Origin of the sequence: Micromonospora sp. Mcm103, assembly GCF_024519755.1 — a bacterium.
In the GTDB taxonomy this organism is placed as follows: domain Bacteria; phylum Actinomycetota; class Actinomycetes; order Mycobacteriales; family Micromonosporaceae; genus Micromonospora; species Micromonospora aurantiaca.
The window spans coordinates 226,652-251,756 of sequence record NZ_JALJRJ010000004.1 but is presented as its reverse complement, the minus strand read 5'-3'; the positions used below and the strand labels follow the sequence as shown (position 1 = coordinate 251,756).

Genomic DNA, 25,105 nt, shown 5'->3' with positions numbered 1-25,105 from the left:
CCGGTCTGCCACACTGGCCCGCGTGACCGCCCACGCCGACCCGGCAACCCCCGTCTCCCGCCGCTGGTCGGCACTCGACACCGCCGCCGGCGGCCTCGCCCTCGACCTGGGCCTCTACGCCGCCGCCACCGTCTTCGCCGCGATCACCGCCGCCACCTCCACGCTGCCGCCGCACCGCGCCTGGGGCGCCGTCGCCACCATCGGGTACGCCCTCGCCACGCTCGCCGCGACCACCCAACTGCTCGCCCGCCGCCGCGACCCCGGCACGCCCCTGGCCGGCCTGCCCGCACGCTGGACCGTCGCCGGCCTCACCTGGGCCGCCACCGCGCTCCTGCCGATCGTCACGCAGAGCGTCGAACGCGCCGGCGGACGCACCGACCGCGCCCAGGAGGAGGTGATCGTCGTCGAACACGCCGGCGCCCGCCTCGCCGAACACGGCACCCCCTACCTCGGACCCGACGCCATCGCCGCCCTGCCTCCCGGCGAACAACTCCTCGGCTACACCCCCTACCAGCCCGGCATGGCACTGTTCGGGCTGCCCCGCGCCGCCGTGGACGCCTGGTGGACCGACTCGCGCGTCTGGTTCGCCGTGGTCACCGCACTCACCCTCGTCGCCCTCGTCGCCACGCTGCGCACCGGCGGCGGCCCGGCCGCACCCCGCCGCGACGCCGCCGTCCTGCGCGCCGTCCAGGCCGCCACCGTCCTGCCCGTCTGCGCGCTCACCCTCGCCACCGGCGGCGACGACCTCCCCGTACTCGCGCTCTGCCTCCTCGCCCTCGCGCTCGCCGCCGCCGGCCGGCCCGGCCGGGCCGGCCTCGCGGTCGGCGCCGCCGGCGCCCTGAAGCTCTTCGCCTGGCCGGTCGCCGTCGTGCTGATCGTCTGGGCCGCCACCCGCCGGGCCGCGCTCCGCACCGCCCTCGGCGCCATCGGCCTCCCCGTACTCGCTCTGATCCCGGTGCTGCTCGTCGACCGCGACGCCCTCGTCGAGAACGTGCTGCGGTTCCCGCTCGGCCACGGCCTCGTCACCAGCCCCGCCCAGTCACCGTTCCCCGGGCACCTCATCGCCGAGACACTCCCGGCCGGCCGCGCCGTCGCCGCCGCGCTGCTCGTCGCCGCCGGCCTGGCCATCGCCGTCCGGCTGCTGCGCCGCCCGCCCCGCACCGCCGCCGCCACGGCCCTCATCTGCGGGTACGGGCTGCTCGCCGCGATCCTGCTGATGCCCTCCACCCGCTTCGGGTACCTGCTCTACCCGGCCGCCCTGCTCGTCCTCGCCCCCGCACTGGCACTCACCCGACCGGACGACAGGGCGACATTCCCGGCAACCGCCCCGCGCGACCCGGCCGGAAGGCGTACACCTGAGGAATGACCACCTACCGCGACCGGGCCGAAGCGGGACGTGAACTCTCCGAGCGACTCACCGACCTCGCCGGCCGCCCCGACGTCATCGTCCTCGGCCTGGTACGCGGCGGCGTACCCGTCGCCCGGGTGGTCGCCGACCGGCTCGGCGCGCCACTGGACGTCCTCGTCGTCCGCAAGCTCGGCGTGCCCTGGGCACCCGAGGTCGCGTACGGCGCACTCGGCCCCGGCGGCGTCCAGGTCCTCAACGAGATGGTCGCCGGCCGGATCAGCGAGAACGACAGGGCCCAGGTCCGCCGCCGCGAACAGGCCGAACTGGAACGCCGCGAACAGCGCTACCGGGGCGGCCGCCCACCGCTCGACCTCACCGGCCGCACCGCCGTCATCGTCGACGACGGACTCGCCACCGGCGCCACCGCCCGCGCCGCCGCCCAGGTCGCCCGCCACCTCGGCGCCGCCCGCGTCCTCGTCGCCGTCCCGGTCGGCTCCGAGCAGGCGTACGACATGCTCGCCGCCGACGCCGACACGGTCGTGACCTGCCAACTCCCGCACGACTTCGCCGCCGTCGGCGCGTACTACGAGGACTTCCACGAGGTCTCCGACGACGAGGTCACGCAGGCGCTGACCGCCACTGCGTGAAAACACCCGGTACCGTCGTTGTCATGCAGATGACCTGTCCCAAGTGCCGCGGAGAAATGCGCCAGTACGAGCGCAGCGGAGTAGTCATCGACCAGTGCGGCGAATGCCGGGGCATCTTCCTCGACCGCGGTGAGCTCGAGAAGCTGTTCGAGGCAGAGGCCAGCTGGAACCGGCAGCACGGCGGCGCCCCGCAGCAGGCCGCGCCGGCCGGTGCCGGCTACCCGCCACCCCCGCCGCCCCCTCCCGCCGCGCCGCACCAGCCCGGCTACGGCGCCGTCCCCCCGCCCCCTCCTCCGCCGCCGCCCGGCCACGGCTACGCGCAGCCCGCGTACGGCCACAGCCAGCAGCAGCACTACGGCTACCACGGCCACTACCGGCGCAAGAAGAAGCACGGCTTCCTCGGCGAACTGTTCGACTGACCGCCGAGCACGCGCACGCCGGGCCGGTGCACCGCATCGACCCGGCGCGCTCGTCGCCGTGCCGTGCTCGCCACACCGTGGCAGGCTGCTCGGCATGAGCCCGATCCGGCAGCACGAGGCGCTGGCCCAGGCGTACGACGGCATCACTGCGGTGGTCACCCCGCTCGACGACGCCGGCCTGCAACGGCCCACCCGGTGCCGCGGCTGGCTCGTCGCCGACCTGCTCTTCCACGTCCTCTGCGACGCCCAGCGCGCACTCGTCGCCCTGGCCAGCCCCGCACCCGGACCGGCCGACGTGGACGACGTCAGCTACTGGCGCGCGTTCACTCCCGGCGACGACGACGCGAGCGCCGGGCACGCCTGGTGGGCGCGCCGCTCCGCCGCCGCCTTCGACCGGCCCACCGGCGTGGTCCGGCTCTGGGCCGACACCGCGCCCGCCGCCGTCCGCGCGGCCACCGCAGCCGACCCCGACGGGTACGTGACCACGCAGGGTCATGTGCTGCGCGTACCCCATCTGCTCGCCACCCTGACCACCGAGGCGGTCATCCATCACCTGGACCTGGTGGTGGATCTGCCGGACGCGCCGCGGCCGGCGGCGGACCCGACGCGGGTCGCGGTGACCACGATGGACGGCCTGCTCAGCGACGACGCGGTACGGCCGGCCGGCTGGGACGACCACGACTACCTGCTGAAGGCCGCCGGGCGGGTGCCGCTCACCGACCGGGACCGGCTGGAGCTGGGCGAGGCCGCCGGCTGGTTCCCGCTGCTCGGCTGACGCCGCTCAGACGATCGCCATGTCGACGAAGCGCGACAGGTGCAGCTGGGCCGCTACAGTGACCGTGTCGGTAGGACCATTTCTGTGCTTTGCAACAATAAAGTCCGCCTCGCCCGCTCGCGGCGACTCCTTGTCGTAGTAGTCGTCGCGGTGCAAAAGGATGACAACGTCTGCATCCTGCTCAATGGAGCCCGATTCACGCAAGTCGGACAATTGTGGCCGCTTGTCGGTGCGCTGCTCGGGGCCACGGTTCAGCTGGCTCACCGCGATCACCGGGCACTCGACCTCCTTGGCCAGCAGCTTCAGGCCACGCGACAGGTCCGCGACCTCCTGCTGCCGGCTCTCGGTGCGCTTCGGCGAGGTCATCAGCTGGAGATAGTCGACGACGATCAGCTTCAGATCGTGCTTCTGCTTGAGCCGCCGCGCCTTCGCCCGGATCTCCATCAGGTTCATGCTCGGCGTGTCGTCGACGAAGAGCGGCGCCTCGCTGATCTCACCCATGCAGCGGGCCAGCTTGGTCCAGTCGTCGTCGGAGAGCTGCCCGCTCCGCAGGACGTGCAGCGGTACGCGCGCCTCGGCCGAGAGGAGTCGCATGACGATCTCGACCTTGCTCATCTCCAGCGAGAAGATCGCCGACGCCTGGTTGGCGCGGATAGCTGCATTCCGGGCGAAGTCCATACTCGCCGTGCTGTTGTGCGTCGGGATCATCGAGCGCCCCGCCAGGTACAGATGATCGGGATTGTCGACAGTCACACAACGCACCGGGACGCTCGGCACCGGACGGACGTCCACGATGAACCGCGCGTGGGAGCGGACGTCCGAGGAGGTCCGTCGCCGGGCCGCGTGGGCGGTCCGCTTCCGGTCCAGCCGGAAGACCGTGTCCGGGGTGGAGAAGTTCAGCGTGTACGCGATCGACGATGCCTCGGTACGGCCGCGCACCTTGCGCTCGGTCATGGTGCACCGGTAGCCCAGGCTGACGACGAGTTCCCGTACGCCGTCGATCAGGCGCCGCGAGGTGGACGTGTACTGCAGGTTCCCGGTCGGCGCCACCGTGCCGTCGGTGTCCATGAGACCGGCGAGCAACGCCCGGCGCTGGGTTTCGGAGGAGCGTAGGTAGTCGTCCGGGATGTGCTTGTCGTAGGCCACCCCGACTCGGCGGAGCAGGGCCAGGAAGGAGCCGTTCCGCTCGTGGCACTCGGCGCAGCGGCGGGTTCCGGGGTTCTCCCGCAGGGCGCGGGTGGAGCCGCCGCAGTCGACGCAGGTGCGGTCCGCCGTCCTGGCCGGCGTGGGCAGATGCACGCTGTAGACCATGGGCCCGCTCGGGCGTACCAGGAAGCCGTCCTGGGCCACGAGGTCGAGCATCTCCGCGTCCGCGGTGGTGAAGCGGCTGGCCCCGGTGTGCCCGTCGCCGAGCCACACCCCGAGGGTGTACGGCGGGACGGCCAGGTCGCGTTCCGGAAGTCGGAGCGGCGCGCAGTTCCGCACGGCGTGGTTGAGACGGCGGTCGGCCGTCCCGGTACGTAGCGTGGCCGCGATCTGCGCCGTCGTGACGATCCCGTCGTGCTCGGCGCGGCTGCCGGCGTTCACCGGTCGTTCCGCGCGTGCACGGAGGCCGGAGATCAACGCGCCCACGGGGTAGCCCGGAGCCGTCCAGTTGCGTGTCTTGCCGGCCCGGGTCACCGGGCGGGCGACCTTGCCGTTGGAACCCACCGTCTGCGCCACCGTGTGAAGCACGTTGCGGAATTCCGGGCCGACCTGTTCCAGCGGTTCGGCGGATGCGGCCGCCTCGGCCGCCCGTACCTTCGCCAACGCCGGCTCGGCCCAGTGGTGCCGCCGGCGTGCCTCCGGCTGGCGTCGGCTGGCCCGGGTGGTGGTCTTCCACAGGTGCTCGGCGTCCGCCACGATGACGCTTCCGTCGGAGAACTCGACCTCGTAGCAGGGGCGGTCGTACATCACGTCGAAGACGTTGGTGATCGTCGTCGGGGTGCCGTCCGCGGCGAGGAGCTGCTCGCCGACGCGCACCTCACCCATGGTTGTCCAGCCCTGCGGGGTGGGCAGTGGGGTGTCGAGTGCGAGCGCCTTACCGAGACCGGGCCGGCCGGCCACGATGATGAGTTGGCCGGCGTGCAGGCCGTTGAGCAGGCGGTCGAGGTCGGTGAACCCGGTCGGCACACCCGTCATCACCCCGCCCTGGGCGCCGACCGCCTCGATCTCGTCGAGCGTCGGCTGGAGCATGTCGGCCAGGACGGCGAAGTCCTCGCTGACGCGCTTCTCGGTGATCTCGTAGACGGCCTGCTGGGCGAGGTCGACGATGTCGTCGACGTCGCGGCTGCCGCTCGGGCCGGTGCCGTAGCCGAGCTGCACGATTCGGGTGCCGGCCTCGACCAGCCGGCGGAGCACTGCTCGTTCGCCGACGATGCGGGCGTAGTAGGCGGCGTTCGCGGCGGTGGGCACGCTGGCGATCAGCGTGTGCAGGTAGGGGGCGCCGCCGATCCGGGCGAGGTCGCCGGAGTCGGCGAGCGCGGCCGCCACGGTGATCGGGTCGGCGGGTTCGCCGCGACCGTAGATGTCCAGGATCGCGTCGAAGATGGTGGCGTGGACCGGGCGGTAGAAGTCGTTCGTCTTCAGGATCTCCACGACGTCCGCGATGGCGTCCTTGGACAGCAGCATGCCGCCGAGTACGCACTGCTCAGCGGCGACGTCCTGGGGTGGTGTCTTCTCGAACGCAGATTCGCGCGGCGGCGGCTCGGGCGATTGTCCCCCGGTCCGTTCCGCACGCGTCTCGTCGGTGACCGACACGGGTTCCCCCCTCGCTGCGTCGGATCGAACCCAGCTCTATCGCCGGGGTATGACAACTCTCCGCCGACCCTCCGGTCGATCGGGGGTCATCGCCGGCGGTCGGGGGACCACGATACGGAACCCGAGGTCAGCCGCTCAACAAGGCCGGTGGATGAGCCTCGGGACAACCTGTGGACGCCTGGGGACAGGCATGTGCGCAGGGTGTGCACAGAGGTGTGGAAAAGTGATGGGGAATTCCGGGCGTATCGCCTCTGACCTGGGCTTTTCCTATCCCCACCCTGTGGACGGAAGATTTCCGGCCAAGCTTTGTCGTCGTTCGTCCCGTACTATCGCTGCGAACGGCGACACCTGGGACAGCGGGTTTATTTTCGGGTTGAGAGAGGTCACGCTCCGGCCGTGAGACACCGGGACTGGGGAAGCGGGGAGGACAGCCCGCGCGAGCGACGGCCGAGCGGTTCCTGGGATGAGCCCGCCGGGCCGCGCCGGGTCGACTCGTACGCGCCGGAGGGCTACCGCACGGCGAGCCGGCGGCGGGCGATCGAGCGTGGCCAGGACGAGCCGGTGGAGACGTACCTTCCGCGGTGGGCGCTGGAGTCCGGGGTGAGCCGGGCGGACGGCGGTGGCCGGCATGCCGCGCCCGACGACGACGAGGTGGAGACGCCGTCCTCCGGTGGTGGTCGGCGGGCGGAGACCGGTCGGCGGGATCTGCGCGCGATCGGCGCGGGTCCGTTGTCGGACCACACCGCCGAGTGGACGATGGACGCCCCGCAGGAGCGGGGGTACGTGGGTAACCGGCGGGCGGACGAGGACGACGAGCCGGTGTCGGGTGCGGCGCCCCGGAGTCGTCCGCGCCGGGCGGCGACACGCCGGCCGCAGGTGATCTGGTCAGGGCTGCCGAAGTCGGCGGGTTCGGGCGAGGAGCCGGCCGGGCCGGACGGTGGACGGCCGGCGGGTCGGCGGCGTCGGTCGGCGTCGGGTTCGTCCTGGCCGCCGCCGGCGGGGTCGGACTCCACCTGGTCGCGTCCGGCGGCCCCGGACGGCGCGTGGTCGCGCTCGGCGACGGATGCCGAGTGGCCTGCGGCGTCGGATGCGGGCCGGTCAGCATCGACGGCGGAGCCGGAGCCGGCGTGGGGGCGGGCGACGACGTCCGAGTCGGAGCCGACCTGGTCGCGGGCGGCGCCGCCGGAGCCGGCGCGTCCGGCGGCGGATCCGTGGCAGCGCCGTCGGAGCGCCGAGCGTGAGCATGTGGATCCGCCCGCTGTCGACCCGTGGGACGCGTCGGGGGTGCACGCCTGGGACCGGCCGGTGCCCGCGAGCCGCTGGGAGCGGGCGGAGAGCGGGTGGGACCGTACGGAGCACACGGGTGAGTGGGACCGGTTCACCGACACCGGTTTCCTGGAGCCGGTGCGGGACACGGACGACCGGTATGCGGGGGCGGATCCGTGGGATCGTTCGACGTCGCCGGTGCGGGAGGGCTGGGCGTCGGCGGCGCGGGCCGAGGCGTTCTGGTCGGGTACCCGGCTCTCGGGTGACGATCCGCGGTGGATGGAGACGCCGTCGACGGCTCCGCGTTCGCCGGCGGTGGCGTACTCGGCGCCGCGTCCGCGTACCGTGCCTCGCCGTCGCCCGGTGGAGCCGGCGCCGTCGACGTTGCGGCGGCGGGTGGATTCGATCGGTGGCGGTTCGTGGGGTCGTCGGCTGGAGGACGACCTGCTGGACCCGGATCCGGGTGGTCCGTTGCGGCCGCTGGTCTACACGGCGGCCTGTTATCTGGTGCCGGCGGTGCTGCTCGTGATCGGTCTGCTGTTCCTCAGTGGTCAGCCGCCGGCGGGGTGCGTCACGGACATCACCGGTGGGGGGTGTGACTCGCCGCGTGCGCACGCCCTGGAGTCGTTGGTGTCGGCGGCGCCGCGGTTCGGGTTGGCGATGGTGAGCAGTCTGGTGGTGGCGGTCCTGCTGCGGCAGGTCGGTACGACGTGGCGGTCGGCGACTGTGGCGCTGGCGGCCGCTGTGGTGGGTGGTGGCCTGTCCACGGTGGTGATCAGCGCGGTGACGGGCCGGCCGCTCGGTTGAGCGGCTTCGGCCGAGCGAATCCGGCCGGCGGCGGGGATGCGGAAAGGCCCGCACCGGCAGCCGGTGCGGGCCTTTCGCGTCGTGCTTCGGGTGTCAGCCCTTGACCACGTTCAGGTCGAACTTGGCGGTCACCTCGGGGTGCAGCCGGATGCTGACCGGGTAGGAGCCGAGCGCCTTGATGTGGCCGGGCAGCTCCAGCCGGCGGCGGTCCAGGGTCGGGCCGCCGGCGGCCTTGACGGCGTCGACGATCTCGGCCGGGGTGACCGAGCCGAAGAGCCGCCCGCCGTCGCCGGCGCGGGCCTTCAGGTTGACCTTGAGACCCTCGACCTGGGTCTTGACCTCGGTGGCGTGGCCGAGGTCGCGGATCTCGCGGGCCGAGCGGGCCCGCTTGATGACCGTGACCTGCTTCTCCGCGCCCTTGGTCCAGGCGATCGCGAAGCCCTGCGGCAGCAGGTAGTTACGGCCGTAGCCGTCCTTGACCTCGACGATGTCGCCCGGAGAGCCGAGGCCGGACACCTCCTGAGTCAGGATGATCTTCATGTCCGTGCCTCCTCTCAGCGGGTCGTGGCCGTGTACGGCAGGAGCGCCATCTCGCGGGCGTTCTTGACCGCACGGGCGATCTGCCGCTGCTGCTGCGAGGTGACGCCGGTCACCCGCCGAGCGCGGATCTTGCCGCGGTCGGAGATGAACTTGCGCAGCAGCGCGGTGTCCTTGTAATCGATGTAGGTGATCCCGTCCTTGTCGAGCGGGTTCACCTTCTTCTTCGGCTTGCGAAGGGCCGCAGCCTTAGCCATTGCTCGTGCTCCTGGTTTGCGATCGCGGGCGCTCGGCGCCATTAGAACGGAGGCTCCTCGTCGAAGTTGCCGCCCGAACCACCGCGGGAGGGGGCGGGGGCAGCAGAGGCCCAGGGGTCGTCGAAGTTGCCTCCGCCGCCGCCCTGGCCGCCACCACCACCGAAGCCGCCGCCACCGCCACCGGAGCGGGACATCTTCTGCACCTTCGCCGTGGCGTAGCGCAGCGACGGGCCGATCTCGTCGACCTCCAGCTCGATGACGGTGCGCTTCTCACCCTCGCGGGTCTCGTACGACCGCTGGCGCAGCCGGCCGGACACGATCACGCGAGCGCCGCGCTGCAGCGACTCGGCGACGTTCTCGGCGGCCTGGCGCCAGACCGTGCACGAGAGGAACAGCGGCTCGCCGTCCTTCCACTCGCCGGAGGCCTTGTCCATGAAACGGGGCGTCGAAGCGACCCGGAACTTGGCGACCGCCGCGCCGGAGGGGGTGAATCGCAACTCGGGGTCATCGGTCAGGTTGCCGATGACCGTGATGGTGGTGTCTCCTGCCATGACCATCTCCTCGCGCACTCATCTTTGTGTCGTACAGGCTCTCAGAGCCGTACGACAGCGTGGATGAGGCTTGTGATCCGGACGTGCCGGGTCTAGATGCTCAGCGCATCTCCGGGCGGATGACCTTGGTGCGCAGCACCGACTCGTTGAGTCGGAGCTGACGGTCCAGCTCGCCAACGGCCTCCGGCGTCGCCTGGAGGTCGATGACGGCGTAGATGCCCTCGGCCTTCTTGTTGATCTCGTACGCGAGGCGCCGGCGGCCCCACACGTCGGTCTTCTCCACCGAGCCACCCGCGGTCCGGATCACGTTCAGGTACGTGTCGAGCGACGGGGCGACGGTGCGCTCCTCGAGGCTGGGGTCGAGGATCACCATGACTTCGTAATGACGCAAGACGTGCTCACCTCCTGTGGGCTAAGCGGCCACGGTCCTTCCGTGGCAGGAGGTCGTGCGTCGTTGCCCGCGCCGATACCGGGGGAACCCGGCCGGACACACGGACAACCGGACCAGGATAGCCGGTCCGGACGATCATGGCCGGGCCGGTGGTCCAGGTGCCGGGTGCGGCGACAGGGGTCCACCCCCGGCGAACCGGCGGGTGGACCCCTGTCCACGGGACCGCGGGGCGTCCCGTCCGCATTCCTTGGGTGGGACCTGGGGAGGAACGACCACACCGATGAGGTTGGATCGAAGACGCCCCGCGGAGCTTTATCGTGTTGTCACCTGGTCTGACCATACAATGGCTATCGTCACCACTTGGGGCAAATGGAGGAATTGGTCCGACTGCCGGCTCCCGTGCCTGGATGACGAGCGGATCCCGCCCCGTCGTGCCGGGCCGCACGGCGGGGCGTCCCGTTGCCGGGGGTCCACCCTCGCCCGTCCGTGCTGTGGACCACGTGCGGGCGGAGCGTCGACCATCGATCCCACCTCGCACAACGACCGCCGGGCCGGGTGGTGACGCGTCCGACCCGCCGGGTGCCTCCCGCGAGCGCGCCGGCCGTCGCAGGCGCGACGTAGGCTGCCCTGCATGCGAATCGGAGCCCACGTCGACCCGACCGACCCGCTGGCCGAGGCGGCCGCCCGGCAGGCCGAGGCGGTCCAGTTCTTCCTGGCCGACCCGCAGGGCTGGAAGGCCCCGAAGCCGCGCGAGGACGCCGAACGCCTGCGCTCCGCCGACGTCGACCTCTACGTGCACGCGCCGTACGTGATCAACGTGGCCACGCTCAACAACCGGATCCGCATCCCCAGCCGCAAGCTGCTGCTCGCCCACGCCACCGCCGCGGCGGACGTCGGGGCCAAGGGCCTGATCGTGCACGGCGGCCACGTCAACGCGGGCCACGACGTCGCCGTCGGCTTCGACAACTGGCGCAAGACCTTCGCGTACGCGGCGGACTCGGGCGGCTTCCCGCTGCCGGTGCTGATCGAGAACACCGCCGGCGGTGACAACGCCTGTGCCCGGCACCTCGACTCGCTGGCCCGGCTCTGGGACGCGCTCGGCGACCACGAGGTCGGTTTCTGCCTGGACACCTGCCACGCGTACGCGGGCGGCGAGGAACTGCTGGGCCTGGTCGACCGGGTGAAGGCGATCACCGGCCGGATCGACCTGATCCACGCGAACAACTCCAAGGGCGCGTTCAACTCCGGCCAGGACCGGCACGACAACCTCACCGGCGGCACCATCGACCCGGAACTGCTGGTGGCGCTGATCCGCGCGGCCGGCGCGCCGGTGATCGTGGAGACCCCCGGCGGCGTCGAGGGCCAGGCCGCCGACATCGCGTTCCTGCGCGGGCAGTTGGGCGCGGCGGCGTGACGACCGAGCAGTCCGGCAAGGCAGGCGGCGGCGCCGAGGCAGCGGACGCCGGGCCCGGCGACGGCACCTCGGACGAGGCCACCGGCGGGGGAAAGACCAAGGCCCGGGACCAGGGCGCCGCCGACACGGGCGACGCCAAGGACGGCGACGCCGCCGCCGGAGATGCCGCCGCCGCCGAGAAGGCCGGGAACGGAGACGAGAGCGCCACGGGTACGGCCGGCGACAAGCCCGCCGATCCGTGGTCCGCGTTCGGACCCGCACCCGAGCCGGTGCTCGGCCGGCCCCGCCGGGCGATCCGCGCGGTCGGCCGGTTCCTGGTGCACGAGTGGACGCTCGCCGCCGTCGCCGCGCTGGCGCTGGCCGCGGCGATGACCTGGCCCACGTTGCGCTATCCGCGGCACACGCTGCCGCAGGACTACTGGGATCCGAGCCTGCAGGCGTGGCAGATGGCGTGGTCCGGCCACATCCTCCGGACCGACCCGGCGATGCTGTGGCACGCGAACACGTTCTATCCGGAGAACTGGAGCTTCGCGTTCTCCGACACGCTCCTCGGGTACGCCCCGGCCGGCCTGATCGGCGTCGGCCCGGAGCACGCCGTGCTGCGCTACAACATCATGTTCGTGCTGGCGCACGCGCTCGCCGCGTTCGGCGCGTACGTGCTGGCCCGGCAGCTCGGCGCGGGCCGCATCGGCGGCGCGGTGGCCGGGGCGAGCTTCGCCTACGCGCCGTGGCTGCTGGCCCAGGCGGGGCACCTGCACATCCTCTCCAACGGCGGCATCCCGCTGGCGCTGGCGATGCTGGCCCGGGGGCACGGCTGGTCGCTGCGGTACGGCTATCGGCCGCGTCGCCGGCACGCGGGCTGGGCGTTCGCCGGGTGGCTGGTGGCCGCGTGGCAGCTCAGCCTGGGGTTCGGCATCGGGCTGCCGTTCGCGTACATGCTGGCCGGGACCGTTCTGGTGGCGGTGGTGCTGTGGTTCGTGCGGCGGCGCCGGGTGAAGCGTCCGTTCGGGCGTCGGCTGTTCCTGGCCGACGTGTTCGGCGGGCTGGTCTTCGCCGCGGTGGGCGCGGCGCTGGCGGTGCCGTACTTCAAGGTCGCCGAGCTGCACCCGAACGCGGAGCGGACGCTCGGTGACATCGCGCTCTACTCGCCGCCGGCGAGCGGGTTCTTCACCGCGCCGGCCGAGTCGCGGGTCTGGGGCGGGCTGCACGAGGGTGCCCGGGCCGTGCTGCCCTGGCATCCGGAGATGACGCTGCTGCCGGGCTTCGCGCTCTACGCGCTCGCCGCCGGCGGCCTGTTCTTCTCGGTCTGGCGGGTCCGGCACCGGATCTTCCTGCTGGCCGGGGTGCTCGTGACGATGGCGTTGGCGATGGGCACCCGGTTCTTCGGCGGCCGGTTCACCTACGTGCCGTTGTTCGACTACCTGCCGGGCTGGAGCGGGCTGCGCACGCCGGGGCGGATGATGCTCTGGACGACGCTGCTGCTGGGCCTGCTCGCGGCAGGCGCGGTCACCGCGTTCTGCATGCGCGTACGCGAACTGGCCGCCGAGCGGGTGCCGCCGTGGCCGGGTCCGTGGCTGCGCCTGGCCACGCTGCTGCCGTTGGCGCTGGTGATCGTGGAGGGGCTGAACGCGACGCCGCAGCCGGTGGTGCCGCGGCAGCCGGCGGCGATGCGAACGGTGGACGGCCCGATGCTGGTGCTGCCGAGCAGCCAGAACCTGGATCAGCCGGTGATGCTCTGGTCCACCGACCGGTTCCAGCCGATGGTCAACGGCGGCAGCGGTTTCACGCCGCGCTCGCAGGCTCAGATCCGCGAGGCGACTGTCAGCTTCCCGGACTACGCGAGCGTCGACTATCTGCGGCAGATCGGCGTGAAGAACGTGGTCGTGTTGCGCGACGAGCTGGAGGGCACCCCGTGGGAGGGGATGCTCGACCGGCCGGTCGACACGCCGGGCGTGACCCGGGAGCAGGTCGGCGAGGCGGTCGTGTTCCGGCTGTAGGCCGGAACACGACCGCCTCGGTCACACCGGAACGGGTTCGGCGGGCCGTTCGGCGGCGCGCGCCCGCCAGCGCTGGTGCCAGGGCGCGTCGGGCGCGCCGTCGAGCACCCCGCCGTCCGGGTCGTCGGCGTAGGTGTGCCGGACCACGTCCAGTTCGGGCCGCATGATGTCCCGGATCACGAACCCGCAGAGCACCGCCACGGTGATCAGGCGCAGGCTCGACGCGAGCACGAAGACGCCTTCGGGGAAGACCGGCCGGGACATGGCAGTGCCGAGCAGTTCGCCGTAGAACGCGGCGAAGTAGCCGACCTCGGCGACCTGCCAGGCCAGGAACGCACCCCAGCGCGGCCGGGCGAGCACCGCGAGCGGCAGCAGCCAGAGCACGAACTGCTGGGACCAGACCTTGCTGAAGATGAGGAACGCGGCGACCACCAGGAAGGCGAGCTGGGCCAGCCGGGGACGGCGCGGTGCGAGCAGCGCCAGCCCGGCCACGCCGAGGCAGGCCAGCCCGAACAGCAGGTACGACAGCCAGTTGAGGGTGGGGATGTTCGCGTTGAGCCACTCGAACGGCCCGAGCTGGCCGGGTGCGGACGGGCTGATCCGGCCGTCCAGGTAGCGGCCGATGTACCAGAGCGTGCCCCAGTCGATGGGGCGCGTCGTGTTCAGGTCGAAGAAGCGTTCCCAGTTCTCCCGGTACGGGATCGCCACCGGCAGGTTCACCGCCACGAGCGTCACCAGCGCGGTCGCCGTGGCGACTAGCCCGGCCGGCATCTTTCCGGCGCGCAGCGCGAGGACCAGGATCGGCCCGAGCAGGAACAGCGGCCACATCTTGGCCGCACCGCCCAGGCCGATGAGGACGCCGGCCACTCCGGGCAGCAGCAGCGCGTACCGGTCGGGCCGGGCGCGAGCCCAGGCCAGCAGACCGAACGCGGCCAGGCCGATGGCGAGCAGGTCCCAGTTGACGGTGGCGGTGAGCACCAGCGCCGGGGAGAGCGCGAACAACGCGGCGTCCCAGGGTCGTCGTCGGCGCAGGCTGAGGATCACGGCGACGGTGGCGACCGCGAGCGCGCCGAGCACCAGCGCGTTCAGGTTGTAGAACCACTGGCCCTGGTTGATGGCGGGGTTGTCGGCGCCGAGGGCGTGCACCGGCAGGCCGAGCGCGCCCATGAAGTAGCCGGTCAGCACCGGGTACTCCACCGGGTGGTCCGCGTAGGGGACCTTGCCCTCGTTGAGCCCTTCGGCGTAGTAGAGCGCCAGCACGTCGGTGTAGCACATCCGGGTGTACTGGATGTTGTTCTGCCAGGCGCCGTCCTGGCAGGGCGACTTCTGCACCCAGTGCAGGGCCAGCGTCAGGCACACCAGGGCCAGCACGATCCGGCCGGCGGTCCAGAAGCGGCTCTCCCGGCCGGCGGGCCGGTCGAGGGCGGCGGCGTGGTCGCCGAGCGGCCCGCCGATCAGACCGGAGGCGCCCCGGACGAACCAGTCCGAGCGGGAGGGGTGTTCCACCGTCTCGGCGGGTCGTGGCGCCGCCTCGGACGCGCCGGGCTCATCGATGCCTGCGGGCGACTGGGTGCTCATGGAGAGGCATCCTGCCGTACACCGGGGGTCGCCGTCCCGTCGCGCGCGGAGAAATTCCGGTACGCGAAACGCGGCGGCGGCCGGACCTCGGGTCCGGCCGCCGCCGTCGGGTGGTGCGCGTCAGTTCTGTCGTGCCGGTGGTGTGCTCGGTAGCAGCCCGCCGCCGCCACCGCCGCCACCGGGACGTCCGCCGCCTCCGGGGAGCCCGCCTCCGCCGGGGTTGGTGCCGCCCTGGTCGCCGCCACCGGGGGTGCCGCCGCCGGGCGTGCCGCCGGGGCAGAACAGGCCGAGCGGGTCGCAGTTCGGGCCCCCGGGCTGGCCGGGCTCGTTCGCCGGCGGGGGCGCCTCGCCGTTGCCGGTGTCGTCCTTGCCGATGTTCGCTGCGGGCGGGAACTCTTCCTTGTCCTTGCCCTTGAGCGCGTCGTTCATGAAGCGCTGGAAGATGTCACCGGGCATCCGGGCGCCGCTGATGTCCCGGCCGTCCTTGTACTTGATCGCCTTGCGGTCCTTGACGTTTCCGACCCAGACGGCGGTGGCGAGCTGCGGCGTGTAGCCGATCATCCAGGCGTCGCCGTTGCGGGTGGTCTTGTCGCCGAGTTCCCAGGTGCCGGTCTTCTCGGCGACCTGGCGGCCGTCCTCGAGCTTCTTGTTGATCTGGCCCGGGTACTGCTTCAGCACGGAGGTGACGTCGGCGACGATCTCCTTGTCGATCCGCTGGTCCCCCTTGAGCTTCTCCGCGCCGACCAGGTCCCACTTGCCGGTGTCCGGGTTCTGCTTCTCCACCTTCCGGACGAAGTGCGCCTTGTGGTACATGCCCTGGTTGGCGAAGGTGGCGACGCCGTTGGCGTGGTCGAGCACGGTGATCGGGTACTGGCCGTAGCCGAGGACGTGGAAGAACGGCGACGGCGCGAGGTCCTTCGGGTCGGCCTTGGTCAGGTCGTGCGCCTTGGCCGGGTTGGTGTCGGTCTGCCACATGGTGGTGACGCCGGCCTGCTTGGCCATGTCGAGCACCTTGTCCGGGCCGATCTTCTCGGTGATGTAGTAGAACGGCACGTTCAGCGACTTCAGCGTCGACAGTTCGAGGGTGCAGGAGTCACCGCAGGAGACCTTGTCCGCGCCGGCGTTGCTGACCTTGAACTTGGTGTCCTTCGGGGTGAACGCCGAGCCCTTCCACCGGGACTTGAGCGAGATGCCTTCCTTCAGCGCCGCGGCGAGCGTGTAGATCTTGAAGCTCGAACCCGGTGAGTGCCCGCCGCTCACCACGCCGTTGTCGATGTTCTTCCCGGCGTAGTCGGTGCCGGTGCCGTTGTCGCCGCCGTAGTAGGCGAGCACCCGGCCGGTCTGCGGGTCGATGGCCACCACGGCGGCCATCAGGTTCGGCGGCTGGCCGGCCAGTTCGGAGCCCTTCTTGGCCCGCTGGGCGGCGGCGAGCGCCGCCTCCTGCATCTTCTTGTTGATGGTGGTGGTGATCTTGTAACCACCCCGGCTCAGCGCCTTCGAGCACAGCGGCTTCTTCTCGGTCGCCTCGGCCTCGTTGTCGGTACAGAGCTTCATCTCGCGCAGTTCCTGCGAGACGTAGTTGACGATGTTGCCGTACGGGGTGTCGATGCCGAAGCCGCCGCCGCTGTTCTTCGACGGCTTCTGGATGTTCTTCGGGTACTCGGTGGGGTGCGGCGGCGTGTTCGGCGCGTCCAGCCACTTCTCCGTGATCATGCCGTTGATCACGTAGTTCCACCGGTCCAGCGCGGCGGTCGGGTTGATCGCCGGGTCGTAGCCCTGGTGGGTGGCGCTCGGCTCCGGCTGCTTGATCAGTGCCGCCAGCACCGCGGCCTCGGCCACGGTCAGGTCCTTGACGTTCTTCTTGAAGTACGTCTGCGACGCGGCCTGGATGCCGTACGCGCCGCGGCCGAAGTAGATGACGTTCAGGTAGTGCTGCATGATCACGCGCTTGTCGTACTTGTCGTTCAGCTTGGAGGCGAGGATCGCCTCCTTCACCTTGCGGCCGTACGTGTCCTGGTTCAGGTTCTCGAACGCGTTGCGCGCGTACTGCTGGGTGATGGTCGAGGCGCCCTGCTTGTCGCCGCCGGTGAGGTTGTTCCACGCGGCGCGGGCGATGCCCTTGTAGTCCACACCGGAGTGCTTGTAGAAGTTCCGGTCCTCCGCCGCGGCGACCGCGTGCTGGACATGCTCCGGGATCTGGTCGATGGTGACGAGCTGGCGGTTCTGGTCGCCGATCCGGGCGACGGCGGTCTTGCCGGTCGAGTCGTAGATGGTGGTGGACAGCGGCGGGATGGTGTCCTCCGGGAGCACCACCTTGGTGGAGTACCAGGTGAAGCTCACCACGCCGATGCCGGCCAGCATGATGAACACGGCGAAGCCGGCGATCAGGACGTTGATCCGGCGGCGCTTCTTCGCGCGCGCCGGGTCCTCACCGCGGCCGCGCCGGCCGGGACCGAGCGGACCGCCGGGACCACCGGGGCCACCGCCGGCGGCACCTGGTACCCGGGCGCGGCCACCTACTGCTGCCGCGCCGACGCTCGCGCGTCCGCCCACGCTCGCACGCCCGCCGACGCTCGCCGCGCCCACGCTCGCCGCGCCCACCGAGGCCCGCCCGGCCGGAGCGGCCGGGGAGACCGGCACCGACGCCCGGCCGGCGCCAGCGCGCCCGGAGGCGCCGGGTGCCGGCGAGACGGGCACCGAGGCGCGTCCGCCTGCGCCGGCCCGGCCCACCGAGGCCGAGCCTGCCGCTCCGCGCGGCGCCGGAGCGGCGCCGCCGACCGAGGCCCGGCCGCCCGCGCCGTACGGTGTCGCGGAGGCGCGCGCCGAGGCGCCGCCCTCCGCCGCGCCGGACCAACCGTTCCCGCCCCAGTTCCCTTCGGAACCGGGGTCGCCGTTCGGGCCCGGGATCTGGGCCCGCCCACGCGAAGAACTGGGATCGCCGTAGTTCATTCCTCACACCCTGCCGGTCGCGGTGGGGCGCGAGGGCGCCGCCACCGGGTTGCCGTGAGCTGGAACACGGGACGTTACCCGCCGGCGGTACCGGCGCGCGCCCGTCAAATCCGACCTATTCGGACCAATTACGCTTAAAGGCTGTCGCTTCTGCCACCCGGGGAATGGGCCGGCAACGATCGGGACAGCCACGTTCACCGTTGCGCCTCTCGCCTTCGCCGAGGGGTGGAGCCGTTGGCCGCGACCGACTCGTCCGCGTCCTCCGCCTCGCCCGCGAAACCGTCCCGGCCGAGCAGGAACTGCTCGACGAGATGGTTCCAGTCGCAGCCGGGGCAGACCTCCACCACGAACACCTGGAACTCACGCAGCGTCATGGCCAGGACGGGCAACTCGGCCCGGGTACGCGCCTGGCCGGCCGACTGCTTGAGTTCGTCACCGTAAATGTAGTGGACGTGGATCAGGTTCTCGCTGCGGCAGATCGGGCAGCGGTGGTCGGTCGGCTCGCCGTGGAAACGAGCAGCGTTCTTCAGGTACGGCGAGGCGTCGCAGACGTCGTACGTGCCGATCCGCCCGGCGAGCAGTTCACGCAGCACAGCCCGCTTCTGGAGCGAGTAGTCGACGACCTGGCGCTGCGTACGCATGCGGGAAAGGGTACGCGCTCCGGCGAACCCAGGCGACCACGGTCACGATCCGTGATGACCGCGTCGCGTAAGCAGGGGTTTGCCCCACCCTCGCCTCTCCGCTAACGTGCGATGTATCGGTCCGATACATCGCGGCGGTTAGCACTCCGCGCAGGGGGAAAAGAAGGGATGGCCCGTGCTCGAGCTCGCCATCCTCGGCCTCCTGCAGGAGGCGCCCATGCACGGCTACGAGCTGCGCAAGGAGCTGACCGCCAAGCTCGGCGCCATCCGGGCGGCGATCAGCTACGGCTCTCTCTACCCGACCCTGCGCCGGCTGCAGGCGGCGGGATGGATCGCCGAAGCCGCCGAGACACCCGCGACCGCCGAGGAGGTTCCCGCGCTGACCAGCCGACGCGGTCGGGTGGTCTACACCATTACCGCGGAGGGCAAGGAACGCTTCGCCCAGCTCATAGCGCAGGCTGGACCCGAGACGTACGACGACACGGGCTTCGGCGTGCACTTCGCGTTCTTCGCCCGGACCGACCAGGCCACCCGGCTCCGGATCCTGGAAGGTCGTCGCCGCAAGATCGAGGAACGTCGCGAAGGTCTTCGTGACGTGCTCGGCCGGGCAGCCGAGCGGCTCGACGCGTACACCCTGGAACTGCAACGCCACGGGCTCGACGCCTGTGAGCGCGAGGTCCGCTGGCTGGAGGAGCTCATCGCCAACGAGCGCTCCGGCCGGGCCCCGGCCGACCCGCGACCCGGGACGGCCGGTGGCCGAGGAGACAACGACAGCCCGCCCACGCCTGGAACGTCCAGGACAGAGCGGCCGTGATGAAGAAGAAGGAGGCAGACGCTATGGGCTCCGTCCGCGTCGCCATCGTCGGTGTGGGTAACTGCGCCTCGTCCCTCGTACAGGGCGTGGAGTACTACCGGAACGCCGACCCGAACGACCGCGTCCCGGGTCTCATGCACGTCACCTTCGGCGACTACCACGTCTCGGACGTGAAGTTCGTCGCGGCGTTCGACGTGGACGCCAAGAAGGTGGGCATGGACCTCGCGGAGGCGATCGTCGCCAGCGAGAACAACACGATCAAGCTCTGCGACGTGCCGCCGACCGGCGTCACCGTGCAGCGCGGCCCGACCTTCGACGGTCTCGGCCAGTACTACCGCGAGATCGTCGAGGAGTCGGACGCCGCGCCGGTCGACGTGGCGCAGGCGCTGCGCGACGCGCAGGTCGACGTGGTGGTCTCCTACCTCCCGGTGGGCTCCGAGGAGGCCGACAAGTTCTACGCCCAGGCCGCGATCGACGCCGGCTGCGCGTTCGTGAACGCCCTGCCGGTGTTCATCGCCTCGGACCCGGAGTGGGCGAAGAAGTTCACCGACGCCGGTCTGCCGATCGTCGGCGACGACATCAAGAGCCAGGTCGGCGCCACCATCGTGCACCGCGCCCTGGCGAAGCTCTTCGAGGACCGCGGTGTCGAGCTGCTGCGCACGTACCAGCTCAACTTCGGCGGCAACATGGACTTCATGAACATGCTGGAGCGCAACCGCCTGGTCTCGAAGAAGATCTCGAAGACCCAGTCGGTGACCTCCCAGATCCCGCACGAGATGAGCAAGAGCGACGTGCACATCGGCCCGTCCGACCACGTGCCGTGGCTGGACGACCGCAAGTGGGCGTACATCCGCCTGGAGGGCCGTTCCTTCGGTGACACCCCGCTCAACGCGGAGCTGAAGCTCGAGGTGTGGGACTCGCCGAACTCGGCCGGTGTCATCATCGACGCCGTCCGCGCCGCGAAGATCGCGCTGGACCGGAAGATCGGTGGCCCGATCCTCTCCGCCTCCTCGTACTTCATGAAGTCCCCGCCGGAGCAGTACGCCGACCACGACGCGCACGCCGCCGTCGAGGCGTTCATCGCCGGCGAGATCGAGCGCTGACACGCTGACACGCACCAGAAGGAAGGCCGGGTCCGCGCGGACCCGGCCTTCCTTCTTCGCGTACGTCAGGACCAGGCGCGCCGCAGCGCCACCGACGCCTCCAGCTCCAGCAGCGTCACCTTGCGCGGCAGCCCGCCGCCGAAGCCGACCAGCTTGCCGCCCGCGCCGACGATCCGGTGACAGGGCACGATCACCGGCACCGGATTGCGGTTGCAGGCCACCCCGACCGCCCGAGCGCCGCCGGGGTCACCGACCGCCTTCGCCACCTCGCCGTAGGTAGCCGTCTCCCCGTACGGGATGCGGGTCATCTCCCGCCACACGGCGCGCTCGAACTCCGAGCCCAGGGGCGCCGACACCGGCACGGTGAACTCGGTCAGCTCACCGGCGAAGTACGCCCGCAGCTCCGCCACCGCCAGCCGGGCCACCGCGTCGCCGGGTTCGTCCGACGCCCCGTCCACGCGGCCGAAGTGCGCGCCGCGCACCGCGTCGTCGTCGGTGCCGACGGAGAACTCCCCGATCGGGGAGTCGAGCACGGTCCAGCGCATGTCACCCATTGTCGCGCGACCGCCGACATTCTCCCCGACCGGCCCTGACCCGCCGCTGGACGTCCGCTGAACGAAGTCGATGTTGCACGGCGTCGATACCGTGCAGGTCATGGCCACCGGGACGCTCACTTTCCTGATCATCGGCGGGGTCGGTGTGGGCGTGCTGACGCTCGCCCTGCTCGGCTCGGGAGTGCTCCACCTCGGCCAGCCGGACGTCGACGGGCCGGTGTCGCTGGAGGCGGCCGCCGGGTTCACCGGGGCGTTCGGGTTCGGCGGCGCGATCGTCAACGAGCTGCTCGGGGGTCGTACCCCCGGAATGATCGCGGCGGCGGTGGCCGGCGGCGCGCTCGCCGCCGTGCCCACCGGCTGGCTGGCGGCCCGGCTGAGCCGCGCGGCCCGCAACATGCGCACCGACGCCACACCCACCCGCGACCACCTGGCCGGCGCGATCGGGCTGGTGGTGACGCCGATCCCCAACGGCGGCTACGGCGAGGTGCGGGTACGCCTCGCCGGCCAGCCGGTGAAGCTCAACGCCCGCGCCGACGGGCCGATCCCGGTCGGCACCCGGATCTTCGTGGTCGAAGCCCTGAGCGAGACCAGCGTGCACGTCGAGACCTACTGACACCACCACACAGACGGGAACCCCCATGCCCCTGCTCGTCGCCATCGGCGGCGCGGTCCTCCTCGCCGTCGTCCTCGTCCTCTTCGTGTTGTCCCGGATCAAGGTGGCCGGGCCGAACCAGGCGTTCATCGTCACCGGCCGCAAGGGCCGCACCACCCAGACCGCCGACGGCGGCCGGGCCACGGACATGTCCGGGCAGAAGGTCGTGCTCGGCGCCTCGGTGTTCGTGCTGCCGGTGGTGCAGAAGCTCCAGTCGCTCGACCTGTCCAGCCGCCGGATCGACGTCAGCATCCGCGGCGCGGTGAGCAAGCAGGGCATCCGCACCGAGCTGCACGGCGTCGCGATCGTCAAGGTCGGCGGCACCGAGGACGCGATCCGCGCCGCCGCCCAGCGCTTCCTGAACCAGCAGGAGGAGATCGACAACTTCACCCGCGAGGTGCTGGCCGGCGCGCTCCGCTCGATCGTCGGGCGGCTCACCGTCGAGGAGATCATCCGGGACCGGGCGGCGTTCGCCAGCGCGGTCGCCGAGGAGGCCGAGCACTCGATGACCAACCAGGGCCTGGTGCTGGACACCTTCCAGCTCCAGGACATCCTGGCCGAGGGCTCCTACCTCCAGGACCTGGGACGGCCGGAGGCGGCCCGCGTGCTCAAGGACGCGGCCATCGCCGAGGCGCGGGCCCGCCAGCAGGCCGAGCAGGAGCGGCTGCTCGCCGAGGAGGCGATCGCCGAGGCGAACCGGAACCTGGCGCTCAAGCAGGCCGGCATCCAGGCCGAGATCGACGCGGCCAAGGCGAGGTCGGCAGCGGCCGGTCCGCTCGCGCAGGCCGAGCGGGACCAGGCGATCCTCTCCGAGCAGCAGAAGGTGGCCGAGCGCAACGCCGAGCTGAAGCAGCGCCAGCTCGACACCGAGGTGCGCAAGCCGGCCGACGCCGCACGGTACAAGGTGGAGCAGGAGGCCGAGGCGAACCGCAACGCGGCGGTGCTCAACGCCGACGCGCAGCGGCAGGCCACGATCGCTGCCGCGCAGGCCTCCGCCGAGCAGGCCCGCCTCACCGGTGAGGGCGAGCGGGCCCGCCGGGCCGCACTGGCCGAGGCGAACGCGATCGAGGGCGCCAAGGAGGGTGAGGCCGAGCAGCGCCGTCGTTCCGCGATCGCCGAGGCGGTCGAGCGGGAGGGCCAGGCCGAGGCCGCGGCCATCCTCGCAAAGGGTCAGGCCGAGGCCGACGCGATGGCCCGCAAGGCCGAGGCGTTCGCCGCGTACGGCGAGGCGGCCGTCCTGGACCTGCTGGTCAAGGTGCTGCCCGAGGTGGTCGGCGCGGCCAGCGCCCCGATCGGCGCGATCGACAAGATGACGGTGATCTCCACGGACGGCGCGTCCTCGCTGACCAAGTCGGTGGCCGGCAACGTCGCCCAGGGCCTCCAGCTCGGCAGCGACCTGACCGGCATCGACCTGGCCGGGCTGCTGGCGCGGCTGGGCAGCAGCGCCCAGCACAACGGCAAGACCACAGTGGACGGCAGCACCGTCACCCAGTGACGACGACGCCCGCCGGTTCCCCTCGGGGAGCCGGCGGGCGTCGTGCGGTGGTACGGGTCAGAGCACGGCGACGACGAACTTCTCGCCGGCGCCCAGGCCGAGGGTCGGGCTGTTCCAGTCGATGCTCCGGCTGGCGATGAGCTGGCTGGTGCCGGCGCTGCCGGCGGTGACCGCCTTCTCGTTGATGTTCGCGTACAGGTAGACCGAGCCGTCGGCGTTGTAGTCGAGGAACGACATCCCCTCCCACGCGCCGATCGAGGCGCCCCGGGCGATCAGCGGCTTCGCCCCGGCGCTCTCCGCCGTGACGAACTTGCCGTTGATCTGGGCCTTCAGGCCGAAGGTGCCGTAGCCGTCACCGACGTTCACCAGCTCGTACTTCTCCCAGGCGCCGACGGTCGCCGAGCGGGCGATCAGCGGCTTCGCCCCGGCGCTCTCCGCCGTCACGAACTTGCCACTGGCCACCGACTTGATGCTCACGAGGGGCGCCGGGGCGTCGAAGTCGAACTTCTCGGCGGTGCCGATCGCGGTCTTGCTGGCGATCAGCGGGGAGGTGGCGCTCGGCGCGGTGACGTACTTGCCGTTGATCGCCGCCTTCAGGCTGATCGTGCCGTCGGTGTTGTCGACGATCTGGAACTTCTCCCACGCGCCGATGGTGGCCGAGCGGGCGATCAGCGGCTTCGCCCCGGCGCTCTCCGCCGTGACGAACTTGTTCGTGACCCGCGCCCGCAGGCCGAACAGGCCTCCGCCGGCGTCGACCACGTCGTACTTCTCCCAGGCGCCGATGGAGGTGCCCCGGGCGATCAGCGGCTTCGCCCCGGCGCTCTCCGCCGTGACGTAACGGCCGTTGACGCGGGCCTTGAGCCCGTACGAGCCGCGGGCCGTCACGGCCGAGCCGATGTGCAGCAGCCGGTCGGTGGAGCCCATGATGTCGTGCACCGCGCCGCCGATGCCGGTGGTCACGACCGAGTCGCGTACCTGCTGCGGCGACCAGGCCGGGTGCTCCTCCAGCAGCAGCGCGGCGGCGCCCGCCACGTGCGGGGACGCCATCGAGGTGCCGCTCATCGACTCCGTGCCGGCGCTGCTGCCGGCCTTGGCCGAGACGATGCCGGTGCCGGGCGCGAACAGGTCCAGGCAGCGGCCGTAGTTGGAGAACCAGGCGCGCATGTCGACCCGGTCGGTGGCGCCGACGGTGATCGCGGCGGGCACGCTCGCCGGCGAGGAGCCGCAGGCGTCCTGCATGCTGTTGCCGGCCGCGACGGCGTAGGTGATGCCGGAGGCGATCGAACGGGTGACCGCGTCGTTCACGGCCTGGTCGACGCGATCGACGCCGAGGCTCATGTTGGCGACGGACGGCCCGGTGGCGTTGGCGGTGACCCACTCGATGCCGGCGATCACCTGCTCGGTGTCGCCGCTGCCGGAGCAGTCGAGGACCCGGACGGCGACCAGGTCGACGGCCTTCGCGACGCCGTACGTCGTACCGCCGATCGTGCCCGCCACGTGCGTGCCGTGCCCGTCGCAGTCCTGCGCGACGTCGTCCTGCTCGACCGCGTCGTAGCCGTTGCGGGCGCGCCCGCCGAAGTCCTGGTGGTCGATGTCGATGCCGGTGTCGATCACGTACGCGGTCACCCCGGCGCCGGTCGACGGGTAGGTGTACTTGCCGTCGGTGCGGGTCTTGAGCTGGTCGATGCGGTCCAGGCCCCACGGCGGGGTGGTCTGGGTGCCGGCGGTGCTCCAGCGCTGGACCTGCTGGACGTACTCGACGTCCGGGTCGGCGGCGAGCCGCGCGGCCTGCCGGGCGTCCATGGTGGCCGAGTAGCCGTTCAGCGCCTTGCCGAAGACCCGGCGGACGGTGCCGCCGTGCTCGCCGGCCAGCGCGGACGCGGCGGACTTCACCTTGGCCGGGGTGGTCTTGCCCTTCTTGAGGACCACGATGTAGCGGCCGGGCACCGCCTCGGCCGTGCCGGCGCCACTGATCGACGGTCGCTTCGGGTCGGCGAGGGCCGGCCCGGCGACTGTGGCGCAGAGGATGGAGGTGGCGCTGGTGAGGGCGAGCCCCACGAGCGCGGAGCGGCGCAAGCCGCCACGACGTGTCACGAATTGTCTCCCCGTGT

21 protein-coding genes are annotated in these 25,105 nt (G+C 71.8%); 11 read left to right on the top strand and 10 right to left on the bottom strand.

What is annotated here, in order from left to right:
• Positions 1–22 precede the first annotated feature (22 nt).
• From OC439_RS08380 to OC439_RS08365, 4 genes are all read left to right on the top strand, one after another.
• Entirely contained in the window at positions 23–1,366 is a 1,344-nt protein-coding gene (locus tag OC439_RS08380) for a glycosyltransferase 87 family protein (RefSeq protein WP_262012935.1), read from the top strand.
• Positions 1,363–1,995, top strand: a complete 633-nt coding sequence (locus tag OC439_RS08375; protein WP_262012934.1) for a phosphoribosyltransferase — start codon at positions 1,363–1,365, stop codon at positions 1,993–1,995. The genes OC439_RS08380 and OC439_RS08375 overlap by 4 nt, the downstream gene beginning before the upstream one ends.
• Positions 1,996–2,018: 23 nt before the next feature.
• Positions 2,019–2,414 (top strand): zf-TFIIB domain-containing protein, encoded by a 396-nt coding sequence (locus OC439_RS08370; RefSeq protein WP_262012933.1) that lies wholly within the window; start codon positions 2,019–2,021, stop codon positions 2,412–2,414.
• A 94-nt stretch (positions 2,415–2,508) separates the two neighbouring features.
• Entirely contained in the window at positions 2,509–3,189 is a 681-nt protein-coding gene (locus OC439_RS08365; protein ID WP_262012932.1) for a maleylpyruvate isomerase N-terminal domain-containing protein, read from the top strand.
• Positions 3,190–3,195: 6 nt separating this feature from the next.
• On the opposite strand, the gene dnaB is transcribed toward OC439_RS08365, so the two are convergent.
• Positions 3,196–5,988 carry a replicative DNA helicase gene (gene dnaB, locus OC439_RS08360; protein WP_262012931.1) on the bottom strand — a complete coding sequence of 931 codons (2,793 nt, stop codon included), beginning with the start codon at positions 5,986–5,988 and terminating at the stop codon, positions 3,196–3,198.
• A gap of 396 nt (positions 5,989–6,384) precedes the next feature.
• On the opposite strand from dnaB, the gene OC439_RS08355 reads away from it, so the two are divergent.
• Positions 6,385–8,061: a hypothetical protein gene (locus OC439_RS08355; RefSeq protein WP_262012930.1), complete on the top strand. Its 1,677-nt coding sequence runs from the start codon at positions 6,385–6,387 to the stop codon at positions 8,059–8,061.
• 93 nt (positions 8,062–8,154) lie between these two features.
• Here OC439_RS08355 and rplI read toward each other — a convergent pair whose 3' ends face one another.
• The 4 genes from rplI to rpsF form a co-directional block, all read right to left on the bottom strand.
• Positions 8,155–8,601, bottom strand: a complete 447-nt coding sequence (rplI, locus tag OC439_RS08350; protein ID WP_135242573.1) for a 50S ribosomal protein L9 — start codon at positions 8,599–8,601, stop codon at positions 8,155–8,157.
• A gap of 14 nt (positions 8,602–8,615) precedes the next feature.
• Entirely contained in the window at positions 8,616–8,855 is a 240-nt protein-coding gene (rpsR, locus tag OC439_RS08345; protein ID WP_013289355.1) for a 30S ribosomal protein S18, read from the bottom strand.
• 41 nt (positions 8,856–8,896) lie between these two features.
• Positions 8,897–9,424: a single-stranded DNA-binding protein gene (locus OC439_RS08340; protein ID WP_018788497.1), complete on the bottom strand. Its 528-nt coding sequence runs from the start codon at positions 9,422–9,424 to the stop codon at positions 8,897–8,899.
• 82 nt (positions 9,425–9,506) lie between these two features.
• The gene (gene rpsF, locus OC439_RS08335) at positions 9,507–9,797 is read right to left on the bottom strand and encodes a 30S ribosomal protein S6 (RefSeq protein ID WP_013289357.1); all 291 of its coding nucleotides are present in this window, start codon (positions 9,795–9,797) and stop codon (positions 9,507–9,509) included.
• Positions 9,798–10,428: 631 nt separating this feature from the next.
• Between rpsF and OC439_RS08330 the strand changes: the two genes are divergently transcribed.
• A complete protein-coding gene (locus OC439_RS08330) occupies positions 10,429–11,211 on the top strand; it encodes a deoxyribonuclease IV (protein WP_262012929.1) in 783 nt (260 codons plus the stop codon).
• A complete protein-coding gene (locus OC439_RS08325) occupies positions 11,208–13,208 on the top strand; it encodes a poly-gamma-glutamate biosynthesis protein PgsC/CapC (protein WP_262012928.1) in 2,001 nt (666 codons plus the stop codon). The genes OC439_RS08330 and OC439_RS08325 overlap by 4 nt, the downstream gene beginning before the upstream one ends.
• Positions 13,209–13,229: 21 nt before the next feature.
• Here OC439_RS08325 and OC439_RS08320 read toward each other — a convergent pair whose 3' ends face one another.
• The 3 genes from OC439_RS08320 to OC439_RS08310 all read right to left on the bottom strand — a co-directional run bounded on the left by OC439_RS08320 (position 13,230) and on the right by OC439_RS08310 (position 18,376).
• Positions 13,230–14,786: a glycosyltransferase family 87 protein gene (locus OC439_RS08320; protein WP_262012927.1), complete on the bottom strand. Its 1,557-nt coding sequence runs from the start codon at positions 14,784–14,786 to the stop codon at positions 13,230–13,232.
• 120 nt (positions 14,787–14,906) lie between these two features.
• The gene (locus OC439_RS08315) at positions 14,907–17,735 is read right to left on the bottom strand and encodes a transglycosylase domain-containing protein (protein ID WP_262012926.1); all 2,829 of its coding nucleotides are present in this window, start codon (positions 17,733–17,735) and stop codon (positions 14,907–14,909) included.
• Between the two features lie 194 nt (positions 17,736–17,929).
• Positions 17,930–18,376: a DUF5318 domain-containing protein gene (locus OC439_RS08310; RefSeq protein ID WP_262012925.1), complete on the bottom strand. Its 447-nt coding sequence runs from the start codon at positions 18,374–18,376 to the stop codon at positions 17,930–17,932.
• Positions 18,377–18,551: 175 nt separating this feature from the next.
• Between OC439_RS08310 and OC439_RS08305 the strand changes: the two genes are divergently transcribed.
• Positions 18,552–19,190 (top strand): PadR family transcriptional regulator, encoded by a 639-nt coding sequence (locus OC439_RS08305; protein WP_120572535.1) that lies wholly within the window; start codon positions 18,552–18,554, stop codon positions 19,188–19,190.
• Between the two features lie 23 nt (positions 19,191–19,213).
• Positions 19,214–20,293: an inositol-3-phosphate synthase gene (locus OC439_RS08300; protein ID WP_262012924.1), complete on the top strand. Its 1,080-nt coding sequence runs from the start codon at positions 19,214–19,216 to the stop codon at positions 20,291–20,293.
• Between the two features lie 65 nt (positions 20,294–20,358).
• Here OC439_RS08300 and OC439_RS08295 read toward each other — a convergent pair whose 3' ends face one another.
• Positions 20,359–20,838 (bottom strand): methylated-DNA--[protein]-cysteine S-methyltransferase, encoded by a 480-nt coding sequence (locus tag OC439_RS08295; RefSeq protein ID WP_262012923.1) that lies wholly within the window; start codon positions 20,836–20,838, stop codon positions 20,359–20,361.
• A 79-nt stretch (positions 20,839–20,917) separates the two neighbouring features.
• On the opposite strand from OC439_RS08295, the gene OC439_RS08290 reads away from it, so the two are divergent.
• On the top strand, positions 20,918–21,460 hold the full coding sequence (locus tag OC439_RS08290; protein WP_262012922.1) for an NfeD family protein: 543 nt from the start codon (positions 20,918–20,920) through the stop codon (positions 21,458–21,460).
• A gap of 25 nt (positions 21,461–21,485) precedes the next feature.
• On the top strand, positions 21,486–22,994 hold the full coding sequence (locus OC439_RS08285) for a flotillin family protein (RefSeq protein ID WP_262012921.1): 1,509 nt from the start codon (positions 21,486–21,488) through the stop codon (positions 22,992–22,994).
• 57 nt (positions 22,995–23,051) lie between these two features.
• Here the strand turns inward: OC439_RS08285 and OC439_RS08280 are convergent, their stop codons facing one another.
• Entirely contained in the window at positions 23,052–25,088 is a 2,037-nt protein-coding gene (locus tag OC439_RS08280; RefSeq protein ID WP_262012920.1) for a S8 family serine peptidase, read from the bottom strand.
• Positions 25,089–25,105 lie beyond the last annotated feature (17 nt).

Excerpts from the sequence above, each read along its gene's own strand:
- OC439_RS08285 (WP_262012921.1), top strand. The coding sequence starts at position 21,486 with ATGCCCCTGCTCGTCGCCATCGGCGGCGCGGTCCTCCTCGCCGTCGTC.
- rpsR (WP_013289355.1), bottom strand. The coding sequence starts at position 8,855 with ATGGCTAAGGCTGCGGCCCTTCGCAAGCCGAAGAAGAAGGTGAACCCG.
- rplI (WP_135242573.1), bottom strand. The coding sequence starts at position 8,601 with ATGAAGATCATCCTGACTCAGGAGGTGTCCGGCCTCGGCTCTCCGGGC.
- OC439_RS08290 (WP_262012922.1), top strand. The coding sequence starts at position 20,918 with ATGTTGCACGGCGTCGATACCGTGCAGGTCATGGCCACCGGGACGCTC.
- OC439_RS08315 (WP_262012926.1), bottom strand. The coding sequence starts at position 17,735 with ATGAACTACGGCGATCCCAGTTCTTCGCGTGGGCGGGCCCAGATCCCG.
- OC439_RS08295 (WP_262012923.1), bottom strand. The coding sequence starts at position 20,838 with ATGCGCTGGACCGTGCTCGACTCCCCGATCGGGGAGTTCTCCGTCGGC.
- OC439_RS08370 (WP_262012933.1), top strand. The coding sequence starts at position 2,019 with ATGCAGATGACCTGTCCCAAGTGCCGCGGAGAAATGCGCCAGTACGAG.
- OC439_RS08375 (WP_262012934.1), top strand. The coding sequence starts at position 1,363 with ATGACCACCTACCGCGACCGGGCCGAAGCGGGACGTGAACTCTCCGAG.
- OC439_RS08330 (WP_262012929.1), top strand. The coding sequence starts at position 10,429 with ATGCGAATCGGAGCCCACGTCGACCCGACCGACCCGCTGGCCGAGGCG.
- OC439_RS08365 (WP_262012932.1), top strand. The coding sequence starts at position 2,509 with ATGAGCCCGATCCGGCAGCACGAGGCGCTGGCCCAGGCGTACGACGGC.
- OC439_RS08320 (WP_262012927.1), bottom strand. The coding sequence starts at position 14,786 with ATGAGCACCCAGTCGCCCGCAGGCATCGATGAGCCCGGCGCGTCCGAG.
- OC439_RS08310 (WP_262012925.1), bottom strand. The coding sequence starts at position 18,376 with ATGCGTACGCAGCGCCAGGTCGTCGACTACTCGCTCCAGAAGCGGGCT.
- OC439_RS08300 (WP_262012924.1), top strand. The coding sequence starts at position 19,214 with ATGGGCTCCGTCCGCGTCGCCATCGTCGGTGTGGGTAACTGCGCCTCG.